The sequence below is a fragment of the Pseudomonas sp. P65(2024) genome (genome assembly GCF_057480955.1).
In genome coordinates this window covers 38,852-54,118 of the sequence record NZ_JBLIYX010000018.1, presented here as the reverse complement: position 1 = coordinate 54,118, position 15,267 = coordinate 38,852, and the positions used below count along the sequence as shown (strand labels likewise).

The window sequence follows — 15,267 nt, the reverse complement described above, 5'->3', positions numbered from 1 at the left end:
TTAACGACACTTATGGATAGAGCTTGCAATGACCCGACAATGGACCCCTGACAGCTGGCGCGCCCTGCCGATCCAGCAGCAACCGATCTACCCCGACGCCGCACACCTGCTGAAGGTGGAGCAGACTTTGGCCAGCTACCCGCCGCTGGTGTTCGCCGGCGAAGCCCGCGAGCTGCGCCGGCAGTTCGCCGAGGTGACCCAGGGCCGGGCGTTCCTGCTGCAGGGCGGCGACTGCGCCGAGAGCTTCGCCGAGTTCTCCGCGGCGAAGATCCGCGACACCTTCAAGGTGCTGCTGCAGATGGCCATTGTCATGACCTTTGCCGCCGGCTGCCCGGTGGTCAAGGTCGGGCGAATGGCCGGCCAGTTCGCCAAGCCGCGCTCGGCCAACGACGAGACCATCGGCGACATCACCCTGCCCGCCTACCGCGGCGACATCGTCAACGGCATCGGCTTCGACGAAAAAAGTCGCGTCCCCGACCCCGAGCGCCTGCTGCAGGCCTACCACCAGGCCACCGCCAGCCTAAACCTGCTGCGCGCCTTCGCCCAGGGCGGCTTTGCCGACCTGCACCAGGTGCACAAGTGGAACCTGGACTTCATCGCCAACTCGGCGCTGGCCGACAAGTACCACCAGTTGGCCAACCGCATCGACGAGACCCTGGCCTTCATGCGCGCCTGCGGCCTGGACACCGCGCCGCAACTGCGTGAAACCAGCTTCTTCACAGCCCACGAAGCGTTGCTGCTCAACTACGAGGAAGCCTTCGTGCGCAGCGACAGCCTGACCGGCGACTACTACGACTGCTCGGCGCACATGCTGTGGATCGGCGACCGCACGCGCCAGCTCGACGGCGCCCATGTCGAGTTCCTGCGCGGCGTGCACAACCCGATCGGGGTCAAGGTCGGCCCGAGCATGAACCCCGAGGAGCTGATCCGCCTGATCGACGTGCTCAACCCGGACAACGACCCGGGCCGCCTGAACCTGATCGTGCGCATGGGCGCCGGCAAGGTCGGCGACCACCTGCCGGGGCTGATCCGCACCGTGCAGCGCGAGGGGCGCCAAGTGCTGTGGAGCTCCGATCCGATGCACGGCAACACCATCAAGGCCAGCAGCGGCTACAAGACCCGCGATTTCGCGCAGATCCTCGACGAGGTCAAGCAGTTCTTCCAGGTGCACCAGGCCGAGGGCAGCCACGCCGGCGGTATCCACATCGAGATGACCGGGCAGAACGTCACCGAGTGCATCGGCGGCGCCCGGCCGATCACCGAAGATGCACTGTCCGACCGCTACCACACCCACTGCGACCCGCGGATGAACGCCGACCAATCGCTGGAGCTGGCGTTCCTGATCGCCGAAACCCTCAAGCAGGTACGCCGCTGAGCAACGCCTGACGCAGCCGGCTGCCCTCGGCGCGGGGGCAGTTGAGCTGCACCCTCTCCAGCCCCAGCCAGGCGGCTAGCCGCTGCAAGTTGGCCGCCAGCGCCAGATACCCTTCCCCGTCCAGCCCTGCCGGTTCCTCGTGCACTGCATGCACCGCCAACCGCCCGTGGGCGCGCTCGGCGCGCAGATCCACCCGCGCGGCAATGCGCTCCCGATAAAGAAACGGCAGCACGTAGTAGCCGTACACCCGCTTGTGCGCCGGGGTGTAGATCTCAAGGCGGTAGCGGAAGTCGAACAGGCGCTCGGTACGCTCACGCGCCCAGACCAGTGAATCAAAAGGCGAGAGCAAGGCGCTGGCTTCGATGCGCCGAGGAACCCGTGGCACGCCCGCGACATAGGCTGGTTGTTTCCAACCCTGCACCGTGCAGGCCTGCAGGCGCCCGTCCTCGACCAATACGGCCAGGGCGGCCTTGCTCTGCTGCGGCGAGAGGCGAAAGTAATCACGCAGGTCCTGTTCGGTGGCCACGCCCAGGGCAACCGCGGCATGCAGCAGCAAGCCCTGGTGCGCTTCGGCCTCGTTGGGTTGGGCCTGCTCTAGGAGGGTCGCCGGCAGCACCCGCTCGGGCAGGTCGTACAGGCGCTCGAACCCGCGACGCCCGGCCACGGTGACCTCGCCGGCGGCGAACAGCCATTCCAGCGCATGCTTTTCTTCGCTCCAGTCCCACCAGGGGCCGGCGCGCTCCTCGCGGGTGGACAGGCTGCCCGCGCCCAGCGCGCCCTGGTCGCGAACCGCCGCCAGTACCCGCTCGATCACCTCGCGCCGCTCGCGGCCGAACGCGGCCAGTTGCCGGTAGATGCCCTTGCCGTCGGCGGCATGGGCCATGCGCCAGCGCATCAGCGGGTACAACGCCAGCGGCAGCAACGATGCTTCATGGCCCCAGTATTCAAACAACCGGCGCTGGCGGCGCTGGCCCCAGGCGAGCTGGTCGAGCAGGTCGCGCGGATAGTCGCCCAGGCGCGAGAACAGCGGCAGGTAGTGGGAGCGCACCAGGGCATTGACCGAGTCGATCTGCACCACGCCCAGGCGCTGGAACATGCGTGTGAGACTGGCAAGGGTCGGCGGGCCGCCGGGCGACTTGCCGAAGCCCTGGGCAGACAAGGCCAGGCGGCGGGCCTGGGCGAGGGACAGGCTGAGGGACATGCAGTGGGCTCCGTCTGATGTTCAGACAGTAAAGACGCAATCGCCGGACAGGTTTGTCCGGCGATTGTAGCCCTCTTCATTTACGCAGCGGGTCTTCCCAGAAATGCCGGTCGGCTTCCTGCTGGATATCGGCCCGCGACAACCCCAGGTCGTGCAGCGTGGCATCGCTCAGGCGCGCCAGTTCATCGCGCTGGCGGTGCAGTTCGTACCAGCGCAGCAGCCGCCCGCCGACATCGTGCAACAGGTGGCCGAGGGTAGACCCAGGCTGGTGAGCAACGTTGAAATGACCTTTCATCTTGACGCCCTCCGTGTGGATGGCTCCAGTCTCTGCCCAGGCCTAAGATCAATCCAACGAATGTTTCTGATGCCATGCATCTCGGAGATTGATGCCATGTCCCAGTATCAGAGTCTCGACGCGGACGTGCTGCGCACCTTCGTCGCCATCGCCGAGCAAGGCGGCTTCACCCGCGCCGGCGAGGTGGTCAACCGCACCCAGTCGGCGGTGAGCATGCAGATGAAGCGCCTGGAAGAGGACATCCTGCAGCGCCAGCTGTTCGAACGTGACGGCCGCCAGGTGCGTCTCACCGCCGAGGGCCAGGTCCTGCTGGGCTATGCCCGGCGTATCCTCAAGCTGCACGGCGAGGTGTTCAACACCCTGCGCATGCCGCACATGGTCGGCGTGGTGCGCATCGGCACCCCGGACGACTACGCCATGCGCTACCTGCCGGGCATCCTCACCCGTTTCGCCCAGGCGTACCCGCTGATCCATGTCGAGGTGCACTGCGATTCGTCCAAGCAGTTGATGCTGCGCCAGGACCTGGACCTGACCATCGTCACCCGCGAGCCGGGCAACGAAGTTGGCCAGCTGCTGCGCCAGGAGCGCCTGGTGTGGGCCGCGGCCAAAGGCTTCTGCCCCCACGAGCAGCGGCCGATGCCGCTGGCGCTGTTCAACACCGACTGCTTCTGCCGCGCCTGGACCTGCAATGCCCTGGAGCGCGAGGGCATCGAGTACCGCATCGCCTACACCAGCCCGAGCCTGGCGGCGATCTTCGCCATCGTGCATGCCGGCCTGGCGGTGACCGCGCAGCTGCAGAGCCTGATCGGTGGCGACCTGCGCATCCTCGGCGCGGACGACGGCCTGCCGCAGTTGCACATGGCCAATGTGATGCTGCTGCGCAACGACCAGCAGCATTCGCCGATCACCGACTGCATGGCCGAGTACATCGTCGAAGGGTTCAAATGAAGGATGGGATCCGGAGGCCGCTTTGCGGCCCTTTCCGACCGGTCCGACGCCTCGGCAAGGCCGCTCCCACAGAGGTACGCGATCTTCTGTGGGAGCGGCTTTGCCGAGGCGTCGGACCGGTCGGAAAGGGCTGCGCAAAAGCCCCTACATACTAAAGCTCGAACCCAAGCATCACCGCACACACCACCAAAAACCCGCAGAACAGCGTGCGCAAGACCTTCTCCGGCAACGCATGGGCCAGCTTCACTCCCCAACTGATGCTCAGCAACCCACCCACGGCCAGCGGAACGCCGATGCCCCAGTCGACACTCTGGTGCATCCCGTAGGTCAACAGTGTCACCATGGTGCTCGGCGCCGCCAATGCCAGCGACAGCCCCTGGGCCACCACCTGGGTAGTGCCGAACACCGAGGTCAGGATCGGCGTGGCCACCACCGCCCCGCCCACGCCGAACAGCCCGCCCATGGTCCCGGCGAAGCTGCCCAGCACGCCCAGCCAGGGCCACGGATAACGCAGCTGGTTGCTCGGCGGTCGCACCGGCAGGAACATCCGTGCCACGTTCCAGATCGCCAGCGCCACCAGAAAACCGACGAAGTACAGACGCATCGACTGGGCATCGATGCCCACCGCCCAGATCGACCCCAGCCAGGCGAACACGAAGCTGCACAGCGACAACGGCACAGCATGGCGCAGCTCGATGCGGTTGCGCTGGTGGTAGCGCCACAGCGCCAGCAGCACGTTGGGCACCACCATCACCAGGGCGGTGCCCTGGGCCAACTGCTGGTCAAGGCCGAACAGCACGCCCAGCGCCGGAATGGCGATCAACCCGCCGCCGATGCCGAACAGCCCACCCAAGGTGCCGAGCGCGGCCCCCAGCACGATATACATCACCCACTCGATCATCAGCGCCTCATCCGCCTGCTTTCAGAGAATGAGGGCATGCTAGCCAGTCACGGCTGGCGGGGAAACGCACAGCAGCGCACAATGGCTTTGCGTATTTCGCACAAGCACCGAGCCGCCATGAGCCCCGACATCCTCACCGAACAACTCAGCCTGTTCCTCGACGTGCTGGAAACCGGCAGTTTCTCCGCCGCCGCCCGGCGCCACCCATTGACGCCCTCCGCCGTGGCGCGGCGCATCGACAGCCTGGAAAGCGCGGTTGGCAGCCGCCTGTTCTCGCGCAGCACCCACGCCGTGCGCCCGACGCCGGCCGGCAACGCCTTCGCCGAGCGGGCCCGGCGCATCATCGAGGAGCTGCGCCTGGCGCGCGCCGAGGCGGTTTCATTGAGCAGTGCCCCGGAAGGCTTGATCCGCATCGACGCACCAGCCGCCTTCGGCCGTCGCCACCTGGCCCCGGCCATCGCCGATTTCCTGGTGGCCTATCCCGGGCTCGACGTGCAGCTGCGCCTGATCGACAGCTTCGTCGACCTGCACGGCAGCCACCTGGGCGAGGTGGACCTGGTGCTGCGCGCCGGCCCCCTTGCCGACACCCGCCTGGTGGCCACGCCCTTGGCCTACATGGTGCGCATCGCCTGTGCCAGCCCCGGGTACCTGGCCAGCCGCGGGGTGCCGGCCTGCCCCAGCGAGCTACCCGGGCACGACGGCCTCGACTGGGACGGACTGGCTCCGCCGTTCGCCTGGCGCTTCGCGGTCGACGGCCAGCCCCGCCTGTACCGCCCGGCGCGCATGCGCATGGCCGCCAACAACGCCGAGACCCTGCTGTTCGGCGCCCTGGCCGGCTTGGGCGTCGCCCACCTACCCACCTGGCTGATCAGCGACTACCTGCTGCGCGGCGAACTGCTCCCGCTGTTCTGCGACAACGGCCTGCCGGAGCCCGAGACCAGCGGCATTTATGCCCTGCGTCTGGAACATGAAACGAACTCTCGCAGCCGCTTGCTGCTCGAATTCCTCAAGAGCCGTTTCAGCCCGGTGCCGCCCTGGGACCTGGCGCTGAGAAGCGAGCTGCGCTGGCAATGAGCGCACCAAGCTTTGGCGTGCTAGATTTTAACCCTTACCGATTCCAAGGACCTGCATGAACGCCGACACCCAAGCCCCCTGCGACGCGCTGCTGCTGGACAACCAGGTCTGCTTCGCCCTGCACTCGACCTCGTTGCTGATGACCAAGGTCTACAAGCCCCTGCTGCAGGCACTGGGCCTGACCTACCCGCAATACCTGGCCATGCTGGTCTTGTGGGAACAGGACGGCCTGACCGTGGGCGAGATCAGCCAGCGCCTGCTCACCGACCCCGGTTCGCTGACACCGCTGCTCAAGCGCCTGGAAAGCGAGGGTCTGCTCAAGCGCAGCCGCAGCCGTGAGGATGAACGGGTGGTGCTGGTGCAACTGACCGACCAGGGCCGCGCCCTGCAGGCCGAGGCCCAGCGCGTGCCGCAGTGCATCCTGCAGGCTAGCGGCCACAGCGCCGAGCAGCTACGCAAGCTGCAGGCCGACCTGGTCGCCCTGCGTGCGCAGCTGCAAGAAAACCTCTGACGTCTAAGCTGTGAGATGGCTGTTCGGATGAATGGTCGATTATTTAACTTGCGCACTAAATAATTGCACGCTAAATTAAATTCATACCCACTCAGCGCCGACGGCGCGCAGCACTCAAGCGAGGCTCAAGATGCAAAAGGTCACTCCGCTGTACATCGCAGAAGCCACCTCCACCGGTGGTCGTGATGGCAAATCCCGCTCCAGCGACGGCAAGCTGGAAGTCAAGCTGAGCACCCCCAAGGAACTGGGTGGCGCAGGCGGTGACGGCACCAACCCCGAGCAGATGTTCGCCGCCGGCTACTCGGCCTGCTTCATTGGCGCGCTGAAGTTCGTCGCCGGCCAGGAGAAAAAGGCCCTGCCTGCGGATGCGTCGATCACCGCCAACGTCGGCATCGGCCAGATCCCGGGCGGTTTCGGCCTGGACATCGACCTGCACATCAACCTGCCGGGCCTGGCCCAGGCCGACGCCGAAGGGCTGGTGGAAAAGGCGCACAAGGTCTGCCCTTACTCCAACGCCACCCGCGGCAATGTGGATGTGCGGTTGCATGTGACTGTCTGAGGACGCCGATGCGACTTGCCCCGCGATGAAGGCGACACGGTTTCACAGGCACAAAAAAACCCGGCCAAGGCCGGGTTTTTTCGTGCTCATCGCAAGAAGAATTACTTCTTGGAACGGCCCTTGAAGCTGTTGTCGCGAGTGTCGATGTCGATCCACTCGTCGATCTGGATGAAGTCGGCAACCGAGATCTCGGTACCGTTCTTCAGCTTGGCAGGCTTCATGACCTTGCCCGAGGTGTCGCCACGTGCGGCGTTCTCGGTGTAGACGACCTGGCGGCTGATGGTGGTCGGCAGTTCTACCGATACCAGGCGGCCTTCGAAGAACACGGCTTCGCAGACGTCTTCCATGCCTTCTTCGATGTACGGCAGAACGGCGTCGATGTCTTCGGCGTTCAGTTCGTACATGGTGTAGTCGGTGGTGTCCATGAAGGTGTACGAGTCACCGCTGATGAACGACAGGGTCGCTTCTTTGCGATCCAGGATCACGTCGTCCAGCTTGTCGTCCGCACCGTATACGGTTTCGGTCTTGTAGCCGGTCAGCAGGTTCTTCAGCTTGGTCTTCATGATCGCGCTGTTACGGCCCGACTTGGTGAACTCAGCTTTTTGAACCAGCCACGGGTCGTTGTCGATCCGCAGTACGGTACCGGGTTTCAGCTCTTTACCAGTTTTCATTACGAAGTATCCGAATCTGGATGGATTTATAAAAATCGAGGCCGCGTATCATAGCGAATTTCGGTAAAACTGTACCAGCCTCGTGGCAAGGTCCGGCCGAGCGGCCTGCGCGGCCTGCCACTGGCGGGCGTGTTCGCGCACCTCGTCCCAATGCGGCTGCAGCGCCAGCCAGGCCTGGCCCATCGGTCGATCCATGTTCCAGGCGCGCCACAGTTCGGTCAGTGCCTGCCCGGCGGCGGCCGACAGGCCTTGGCGATAAAGGGCGAGGAATGCCTCGAGCTTTTCCCAGTGGGCGTTCTCTTCCTGGATGTAGATGTGCCAGAGCATCGGCACGCCAGCCCATTGCGCGCGCACGAAAGAATCCTCGCCGCGAACGGCGTTGAAATCGCAGCTCCACAGCAGCCGGTCGTAGTCGTCCTGGCTGACGAAAGGCAGGACCTGCACGGTCAAGGCCCCACGCCGATGCAGCGCGCCCACCGGCAAGTCTGCCTCGCCCAACCAGTTGCCGAGGTCACCCAGGATGCGCCCCTGCGGCACCAGCAAGTGGGTCGGGTGCGCATCGGCGGCCAGCACATCGAGCCAGTTGCCCAACTGCGGGTTCTCGTAGGCGAACAGCGAGATCAGACGGGCCCCTTCCTGGGGATGCACTGCCAATCCCGCCAGGAACTTCGCCCGCTCATCAGGCGAATGCCGGAATGCTTCGCAACGCGGCAGCAAAGAGGCTTCACGCAACAAACCACCGGTGTTCTCGGTGAAGCCCGGGAAGAAGAAAAACTTGCGCAGCCCATTGGCCTGAGGCGAAGGCAAGCCGTGGCAACCCTCCACCCAGTCTTCGGCGCTCAGGTAGTCCAGGTTCAGCCACAAGGGTGGCGTGGGCTGACGGGCCATGGCCTCGATGTAGCCGTCCGGCAGTTGGCAGGCAAAGGCACCCACCACCACCTGGGCTGGCTGCGCATCGTGCCACGTGACAGGCCAGTGGCATATCTCGACGCCCTGCTGCCACTGTTGCCCGGCCTGGATGCTGGCCTGCGGACACAGGCGCGCGAAAGCCTGCAGGTCGTCCACCCACAGGCGCACCGCCAGGTCGTGCTCGGCCACCAGCTGGCGCGCCAGGCGCCAGGTGACGCCGATGTCGCCATAGTTGTCGACGACCGTGCAGAAGATGTCCCAGGTGGTTTTCATCGCCACGTTCCGTTACCTGCGAAAAAAGACCGCGGATTTTGCGGATATTTGCCCGCCAGCAAAAGCGCGGCGCTGAAAAAACCTGTCGCGCCATGCGAGAATGGCCCCCACTAACCTGCCTGCCAGGAGGCCGCCATGCCCCGCCCCCGCGAATTGAAGATCACCCTCAGCCCCGTGCAACTGGTGCTGTGCGTCGCCCTGGGCCTGTGGCTCGGCGCCGTGGCCATCGCCCTGAGCCTGTGGCTGGCCTTGCGCCTGTGGCCGGCACAGGTGCAGCCGCTGGTCGAGGCCGCCGTCCCCGCCGTGGTCCAGCCTGCGCCTGCTAGCGCGCCAGCACAACCGGCCGACGCCCAGGCGCAGATGTTCGAGCACTACAAAGAGATCCTGCACAAGCAGGAACTGCAACAGGCCGCCGAGGCTGCCCAAGGCAACCCGCGCAACCTCAACAGCCCCAAGTGCCAGTTCTGGCTGCAGCAGAACCGCACCGCGCCGACCGACAAGAGCCAGGCCAACGTGCTGGAGTTCTGCTACTGACCATGGACAAGGCCAGCCTGCTGCAACGCATCATCGCCACCCTCGAGCACGACATGGAGGTGCTGCGTCGCGCCGCCCAGACCGCCTACGAGGCCGCCACCGCCGAAGAGAACATCGCCGAGAACAAGTACGACACCCTGGGGCTTGAGGCGTCGTACCTGGCCACCGGGCAGGCGCGGCGCACGGCCGAGATCCGCCAGGCGTTGCTGACCTACCAGCAGTTGGCGCTGCGCGATTACGACCCGGCGCGGGGGATCCAGATCGGTTGCCTGGTGACCCTGGAAGACGAGGCGGGCCAGCGGCGCCGGCTGTTCCTCGGGCCGGAAGGGGCCGGCCTGAAGATTGGCGAGGGGGATGGGCTGGTAACGGTGATCACGCCGCGCGCACCACTGGGGCAGCAACTGCTCGGCAAGCGGGTGGATGATGAAGTGAGCCTGGTGGTGTCCGCAGTGGCGCAGGTGCAGTTCATCATCGAGATCACCTGAGCCAGCGCGATCGCGGGGCCATCAATGACCCCGCAGCGCATCGAACCGCCCCGCCAGCCCCCGCTCGGCGAACTGCTCCACCACGAAATCGATGAAGGCCCGGGTCTTGCCCGGCAACAGCTTGCGCTCGGCGTAGTACAGGCTGATATGTCCATCGTCCACGTACCAGTCCGGCAATACCCGGCTCAGGCGCCCTTCGGTCAGGTAGGGCAAGGCGAACGGCAGGCTGACCAGGGCGATGCCCAGGCCTTGCTCGGCCACCGCGCAGGCGGCGTCCGAATCGCTCATGGTCAGGCGCTGGGGCAGTTGCAGCGGCTGTTGCTCCTGCCAGCGACTGGTCAGCGGCCAGCTGCGCACCCGGCCGGTCTGCGGCGAGCGGATAAGGATGCCGGCGCACGCCTGCAACTGCTCCGGGCGACTCAGTGGTCCGTGCTGTTGCAGGTAGCCCGGCGAAGCGACCAGCACCCGGTGCGCCGGGGTCAGCTTGCGTGCCACCACCCCGGGCGGCAGTTCGAAGCCACCACCGATGGCGGCATCGAAGCCCTGGCCGATCAGGTCGACCTGGCGGTTGTCGAAGTGCCAGTCCGCGGTCACCGCCGGAAAACGGGCGAGGAACTCACCTAAAAGCGGCAACACGTACAGGCGCCCGAATACCGTGCCCATGCTGACGCGCAGCACGCCCGAAGGATGCCCTTCGCAGTTGGCAAGGTTGGCCACGGCATATTGGATGGTGCGGAAACTCTCGCTCACCTCGGCCAGAAAGCGCTGCCCGGCCTCGGTCAGGGTCAGCTTGCGCGTGCTGCGCAGGAACAGGCGCACGCCGAGCCGCGCCTCGAGCTGGGCGACGTTCTTGCCGACCGCCGCCGGGGTGAGCGACAGGCGCCTGGCCGCCTCGGCAAAGCTGCCGACTTCGGCGCTGCGGATGAAGCATTCCAGGCTGCTGAACGATTCCACCACGGCCATTATCAACTCCTGGTTTATTCTAAGTAACTCGATTGCCATCTTATCAACAGGTAATCGAGCGCGGATACTGCGTCCATCCCAAGGCATCCGGCCTTGCTTCACCGCAGGAGATCAGCATGTCCCAAACACTTCCCCTCACCGGCAAGGTGGCCCTGGTCCAGGGCGGTTCACGCGGTATCGGCGCGGCCATTGTCCGGCGCCTGGCCCGCGACGGCGCCAAGGTCGCCTTCACCTATGTCAGTTCCAGCGCCAGCGCCGACGCCCTGGCCGGTGAAATCAACAACGCCGGCGGCCAGGCCCTGGCCCTGCGCGCCGACAGCGCCGATATCCAGGCCGTGCAACAGGCCGTCGCCGACACCGCCAAGGCCTTCGGCGGCCTCGATATCCTGGTCAACAATGCCGGCGTGCTGGCGGTGGCGCCGGTGGCCGAGTTCGACCTGGCCGACTTCGACCGCCTGCTGGCAATCAACGTGCGTAGCGTGTTCGTGGCCACCCAGGCGGCGGTGAAACACATGGGCAAGGGTGGGCGGATCATCAACATCGGCAGCACCAACGCCGAGCGCATGCCGTTCGCCGGCGGCGCCCCCTATGCCATGAGCAAGTCAGCACTGGTCGGCCTGACCAAGGGCCTGGCCCGGGACCTGGGGCCGCAGGGGATCACCGTCAACAATGTGCAGCCGGGGCCGGTGGACACCGACATGAACCCGGCCAGCGGCGAGTTCGCCGAGAGCCTGATTCCGTTGATGGCCATCGGGCGCTACGGACAGGCGAATGAGATCGCCAGTTTCGTGGCTTACCTGGCGGGGCCTGAAGCGGGCTACATCACCGGGGCGAGCCTGCTGGCCGATGGAGGGTTCGCGGCCTGATTCGCGATCTCTGGTTACCCAGATCGCGCAAGGAGCAGCGTTGCAAGCACCGCCAATGTCGAAGCGATCAGACATCAGATGGCGAGGAGGCTCTGCTCCATGACATCGAGAAAAGCCCGCGCCGCGGGCGTGGGGCTCGACGACCAGACCGCGTAAAGATGCCGCACCGGCGCATCCACCAGCGATACCGTGGCCACGCCCTGAAAACCCCGGGCGATACGCTCGGGCACCAACCCCAGCGCCATCCCGCGCTGGACGAACTTTTCCACCAGGCGAATATGGCCGATCTCGAACTGCACCCGATGCCGCAACCCCGCCGCGTGGAACGCCTCGTCGGTCTGCCGACGCGCCCCGGTACCCTCGGGAAAGTCCACCAGCACCTCATCGGCCAGATCGGCCAGGGCCAGCTGCGCCCTGCCCGCCAGCCGGTGGCCGGGCGGCAACACCGCCACCAGCTCCTCCCGCGCCAGCAGGCGATGCTGCACGCCATGCAGCGTTTCGCCCTGCCACAGGCCGATGAAGCCCACATCCAGGCGCCGTTCGCAGACATCCGCCACCAGCAACTCGCTCTTGGCGGTCAACCAGCGCACGTCCACATCCGGATAACGCTCATGGAACACCGCCAGCAGATCGACCAGGTCCAGCGCGGTGAGCGAACTGATCTCACCGATCGACAGACGCCCACGCACCTGCCCGCAGGCGGCGGCCACATCCTCGGCCACCCGCCGCGCCGCCGCCACCGCCGGTCGGGCGCTGAGCACGAAGGCCTCGCCGGCCGGGGTCAGGCGCACGCGCCGCGAACTGCGCTCGAACAGGCTCACCCCCAGTTGTGCCTCCAACCGCGCCACCTGGTGGCTGAGGGCCGACTGCACCACGTGGCAGCGCTCGGCGGCGCGGGTGAAGCTGCCGGTGTCGGCCACGGCCAGGGCGTATTCGAGCTGCTTGAGGTTCATCGAACTATCTGCTTTCAAGATGGATAAGTTGAAAACTATACATTGGTGTCATGCCAGACACTTCCTGATACTTGTCGCCACACACCCTTGCCTGCAACGAGACTATCCATGACCGCCCCGACTCTTGGACGCGCCCTGATCCTGCTGATGGCCACCGCCACCGGCCTGGCCGTGGCCAGCAACTACTATGCCCAACCGCTGCTGCACAGCATCGCCCAACAATTCGGCCTGAGCACCGCCAGCGCCGGCACCATCGTCATCGCCGCCCAGCTCAGCTACGGCGCCGGGCTGCTGTTGCTGGCGCCGCTGGGCGACCTGTTCGAGCAGCGCCGGCTGATCGTCACCATGGTGCTGATCGCTACCGCCGGGCTGGTGATCAGCGCCTGCGCGCCGAGCCTGCCTTGGCTGCTGTTGGGCACCGCGCTGACCGGGCTGTTCTCGGTGGTGGCCCAGGTGCTGGTGCCCATGGCCGCCGCCCTCAGTGCCCCGGAGCAGCGTGGGCGCGCCGTGGGCACGCTGATGAGCGGGCTGTTGCTGGGCATCCTGCTGGCGCGCACCGCCGCCGGCTTCATGGCCGAACTGGGCGGCTGGCGCAGCATCTACGTGCTGGCGGCGGTGCTGATGGCGATCAGCGCCCTCGCCCTGTACCGCAGCCTGCCGCGACACCACAGCCACGCGGGGCTCAAGTACCCGGCGCTGATCGGCTCGGTGTTCCGTCTGTTCGTCGAGGAGCCGGTGCTGCGCCTGCGTTCGCTGCTGGGGTTGCTGGCCTTCAGCCTGTTCGCGCTGTTCTGGACGCCGCTGGCGTTCCTGCTGAGCAATGCGCCCTACCACTACTCCGACGCGGTGATCGGCCTGTTCGGCCTGGCCGGCGCGATCGGCGCGCTGGCGGCCAACTGGGCCGGGCGCCTGGCCGATCGCGGCAAGGGCCCGCTGGGCACTACCGTGGGGCTGGTAGCACTGCTGCTGTCGTGGGTGCCGCTGGGCTTCGCGCAGCAGTCTCTGGTGGCGTTGCTGGTGGGGGTGCTGCTGCTCGACCTGGCGGTGCAGCTGGTGCATGTGAGCAACCAGAACGCGGTGATCGTGCTGCGGCCGGAGGCGCGTACACGGCTCAATGCCGGGTACATCACCTGCTACTTCATAGGCGGGGCGCTGGGGTCGTTGCTGGGGACGCAGCTGTTCGAGGTGCATGGCTGGGATGGGATCGTGGTGGCCGGGCTGGTGATCGGGGCGCTGGCGCTGGTGGTGTGGGGGTTGGCTGAGCGCAAGCGCGGGAAGCTGGTCGTGGCCGCCTGAATGCCCGGCCCCTCTGTGGGAGCGGCCTTGCCGACCGGTCCGACGCCTCGGCAAGGCCACTCCCACAGGGATTTGTGCATGACCTGGAGCCTTGGGCTCAGCCTGACTTGCCCTCGATGAACGCTTCATCCACCCGCGCCAGTTGCGTCTCGCTCAGCACCCCGGCCTGGTAATGCAGCTTGATCCACGCCAGCAGGTAGTCGTAACGCGCCTGGGCCAGGTCGCGGCGGGTAGTGGCCAGCTGCTGCTCGGCGTTGAGCACATCCAGGTTGACCCGCTCGCCGCCCTGCACGCTCTTGCGGGTGGACACCACCAGCGCCTCGGCCGCCACCAGCGCCCGCTCGTAGGCGCGCAGGCGGCTGGCACCGGACTCGCAGGCGTTGTACTGCTTGCGCAGCTCGATCAACGCGCTGCGGGTGTTGCCGTCGAGCTCATACTCGGCCTGCTCCAGATGCCGGCTGGCCTGGCGGGTCGAGGCCAGCACCCCGCCCCCGGCGAAGATCGGCACGCTGACTTCGATACCCACGGTGTTGGTGTCGTAGCGCTGGTTGTAGGTGTTACCGCTGTCCGACTCCTGGCGCCGCGAGGTGGCGAAGGCAGTCACCTTGGGCAGGTGCCCGGCACGGTTGCGCTCGACCTCATACCGCGCCACTTCCAGCGCCTGGCGCGACGAGGCCAGTTGCGGGTTATTGGCCAGGGCCCGCTCCTGCCACGCCTCGTAGCCGCTGGGATCGACCACCGGCAGGGCGAAGCCCAGGCGCAGCGGCGCCAGGTCTTCTACCCGCACCGCCGGCTCGCCGATCAGCGCCCCCAGCTCGCGCAGCGCGGCATCCTGCTCGTTGCGCGCCTTGATCTCCTCGGCATCGGCCAGCTCATAGCGGGCCTGGGCCTCGAGAATGTCGGTGCGGGTGCCTTCGCCGGCGTCGAACAGGCGCTGGTTCTGCTGGAACTGCTGGCGGTAGGCCTGCTTGCTGGCCACGCTGATGGCGATCTGGTCCTGGGCGAACAGGGCCTGGGTGTAGCTGGTCATCACCCGCACCAGCAACTGCTGGCTCTGGTCGCGGAAGCTTTCGTCGGCGAACAGCGCCTGGGCCACGCCCTTGCGATAGCTCGAATAGGCTTCGTAGTCGAACAGCGGCTGCTGAAGGATGAAGGTCGAGCCCATGCTGTTGTAAGTACGGTCCTCCTTCTGCCGACGCGAATCGCCGAGATAACGCACCTCGGAGTCGTTGCGCCCCTTGTTGTAGCTGTACGACAGGCTGGGCAGCAGGCCGGCGCGACCGATGGCGCGGTATTCCTGGCCGGCCTCGCGGGCCTTGAACGCCGCGAGGTAGGTCGGGTCGCGACGCAGGGCCTGCTCGTACACCTGGAACGGCCCCATGGCCGCCTGGACGGCGGTCGGCAGCCAGACACAGGCCAGCAGCAGCCCGATCAGTGGGAACTTCTTCACTGG

At 66.4% G+C, this 15,267-nt stretch carries 17 protein-coding genes; 9 read left to right on the top strand and 8 right to left on the bottom strand.

Going from position 1 to position 15,267, the window contains the following annotated elements; translation table 11 throughout:
* Window positions 1-28: 28 nt before the first annotated feature.
* On the top strand, window positions 29-1,375 hold the full coding sequence (locus AC25MA_RS21165; RefSeq protein WP_028691729.1) for a class II 3-deoxy-7-phosphoheptulonate synthase: 1,347 nt from the start codon (window positions 29-31) through the stop codon (window positions 1,373-1,375).
* On the opposite strand, the gene AC25MA_RS21160 is transcribed toward AC25MA_RS21165, so the two are convergent.
* Both AC25MA_RS21160 and AC25MA_RS21155 read right to left on the bottom strand, forming a co-directional pair.
* Window positions 1,356-2,576, bottom strand: coding sequence for a winged helix-turn-helix domain-containing protein (locus AC25MA_RS21160; protein ID WP_213884081.1), 1,221 nt, complete (start codon window positions 2,574-2,576; stop codon window positions 1,356-1,358). The two genes, AC25MA_RS21165 and AC25MA_RS21160, sit on opposite strands and share 20 nt — an antisense overlap.
* 76 nt (window positions 2,577-2,652) lie before the next feature.
* Window positions 2,653-2,871 carry a DUF1127 domain-containing protein gene (locus AC25MA_RS21155; protein WP_062361634.1) on the bottom strand — a complete coding sequence of 73 codons (219 nt, stop codon included), beginning with the start codon at window positions 2,869-2,871 and terminating at the stop codon, window positions 2,653-2,655.
* A 96-nt stretch (window positions 2,872-2,967) separates the two neighbouring features.
* On the opposite strand from AC25MA_RS21155, the gene AC25MA_RS21150 reads away from it, so the two are divergent.
* Window positions 2,968-3,819, top strand: coding sequence for a LysR substrate-binding domain-containing protein (locus AC25MA_RS21150; RefSeq protein WP_069017542.1), 852 nt, complete (start codon window positions 2,968-2,970; stop codon window positions 3,817-3,819).
* Window positions 3,820-3,970: 151 nt separating this feature from the next.
* Here AC25MA_RS21150 and AC25MA_RS21145 read toward each other — a convergent pair whose 3' ends face one another.
* Window positions 3,971-4,720, bottom strand: a complete 750-nt coding sequence (locus AC25MA_RS21145) for a sulfite exporter TauE/SafE family protein (RefSeq protein ID WP_088851867.1) — start codon at window positions 4,718-4,720, stop codon at window positions 3,971-3,973.
* A gap of 117 nt (window positions 4,721-4,837) precedes the next feature.
* Between AC25MA_RS21145 and AC25MA_RS21140 the strand changes: the two genes are divergently transcribed.
* The 3 genes from AC25MA_RS21140 (at window position 4,838) to AC25MA_RS21130 (ending at window position 6,864) form a co-directional block, all read left to right on the top strand.
* Window positions 4,838-5,794 carry a LysR family transcriptional regulator gene (locus AC25MA_RS21140; RefSeq protein ID WP_213884072.1) on the top strand — a complete coding sequence of 319 codons (957 nt, stop codon included), beginning with the start codon at window positions 4,838-4,840 and terminating at the stop codon, window positions 5,792-5,794.
* Between the two features lie 55 nt (window positions 5,795-5,849).
* The gene (locus AC25MA_RS21135) at window positions 5,850-6,305 is read left to right on the top strand and encodes a MarR family winged helix-turn-helix transcriptional regulator (protein ID WP_062361615.1); all 456 of its coding nucleotides are present in this window, start codon (window positions 5,850-5,852) and stop codon (window positions 6,303-6,305) included.
* Between the two features lie 130 nt (window positions 6,306-6,435).
* Window positions 6,436-6,864, top strand: coding sequence for an organic hydroperoxide resistance protein (locus AC25MA_RS21130; RefSeq protein ID WP_027596038.1), 429 nt, complete (start codon window positions 6,436-6,438; stop codon window positions 6,862-6,864).
* Between the two features lie 101 nt (window positions 6,865-6,965).
* On the opposite strand, the gene efp is transcribed toward AC25MA_RS21130, so the two are convergent.
* Both efp and earP read right to left on the bottom strand, forming a co-directional pair.
* Window positions 6,966-7,535 carry an elongation factor P gene (gene efp, locus AC25MA_RS21125; protein ID WP_028691737.1) on the bottom strand — a complete coding sequence of 190 codons (570 nt, stop codon included), beginning with the start codon at window positions 7,533-7,535 and terminating at the stop codon, window positions 6,966-6,968.
* A gap of 48 nt (window positions 7,536-7,583) precedes the next feature.
* Window positions 7,584-8,717: an elongation factor P maturation arginine rhamnosyltransferase EarP gene (gene earP / locus AC25MA_RS21120; protein ID WP_213884071.1), complete on the bottom strand. Its 1,134-nt coding sequence runs from the start codon at window positions 8,715-8,717 to the stop codon at window positions 7,584-7,586.
* Window positions 8,718-8,852: 135 nt separating this feature from the next.
* Between earP and AC25MA_RS21115 the strand changes: the two genes are divergently transcribed.
* Complete coding sequence (locus AC25MA_RS21115) at window positions 8,853-9,251, top strand: hypothetical protein (protein WP_028691739.1); 399 nt, start codon at window positions 8,853-8,855, stop codon at window positions 9,249-9,251.
* A gap of 2 nt (window positions 9,252-9,253) precedes the next feature.
* On the top strand, window positions 9,254-9,736 hold the full coding sequence (locus AC25MA_RS21110; protein WP_028691740.1) for a GreA/GreB family elongation factor: 483 nt from the start codon (window positions 9,254-9,256) through the stop codon (window positions 9,734-9,736).
* A gap of 21 nt (window positions 9,737-9,757) precedes the next feature.
* On the opposite strand, the gene AC25MA_RS21105 is transcribed toward AC25MA_RS21110, so the two are convergent.
* Window positions 9,758-10,699: a LysR family transcriptional regulator gene (locus AC25MA_RS21105; RefSeq protein WP_062361610.1), complete on the bottom strand. Its 942-nt coding sequence runs from the start codon at window positions 10,697-10,699 to the stop codon at window positions 9,758-9,760.
* 116 nt (window positions 10,700-10,815) lie between these two features.
* Here AC25MA_RS21105 and AC25MA_RS21100 point away from each other — a divergent pair, with 116 nt between their 5' ends.
* Window positions 10,816-11,565, top strand: a complete 750-nt coding sequence (locus AC25MA_RS21100) for a 3-oxoacyl-ACP reductase family protein (RefSeq protein WP_213884070.1) — start codon at window positions 10,816-10,818, stop codon at window positions 11,563-11,565.
* Between the two features lie 74 nt (window positions 11,566-11,639).
* On the opposite strand, the gene AC25MA_RS21095 is transcribed toward AC25MA_RS21100, so the two are convergent.
* A complete protein-coding gene (locus tag AC25MA_RS21095) occupies window positions 11,640-12,518 on the bottom strand; it encodes a LysR family transcriptional regulator (protein WP_213884069.1) in 879 nt (292 codons plus the stop codon).
* A gap of 108 nt (window positions 12,519-12,626) precedes the next feature.
* On the opposite strand from AC25MA_RS21095, the gene AC25MA_RS21090 reads away from it, so the two are divergent.
* A complete protein-coding gene (locus tag AC25MA_RS21090; RefSeq protein WP_182322991.1) occupies window positions 12,627-13,814 on the top strand; it encodes an MFS transporter in 1,188 nt (395 codons plus the stop codon).
* Between the two features lie 97 nt (window positions 13,815-13,911).
* Here AC25MA_RS21090 and AC25MA_RS21085 read toward each other — a convergent pair whose 3' ends face one another.
* Window positions 13,912-15,264 carry a TolC family outer membrane protein gene (locus AC25MA_RS21085; RefSeq protein ID WP_028691745.1) on the bottom strand — a complete coding sequence of 451 codons (1,353 nt, stop codon included), beginning with the start codon at window positions 15,262-15,264 and terminating at the stop codon, window positions 13,912-13,914.
* Window positions 15,265-15,267 lie beyond the last annotated feature (3 nt).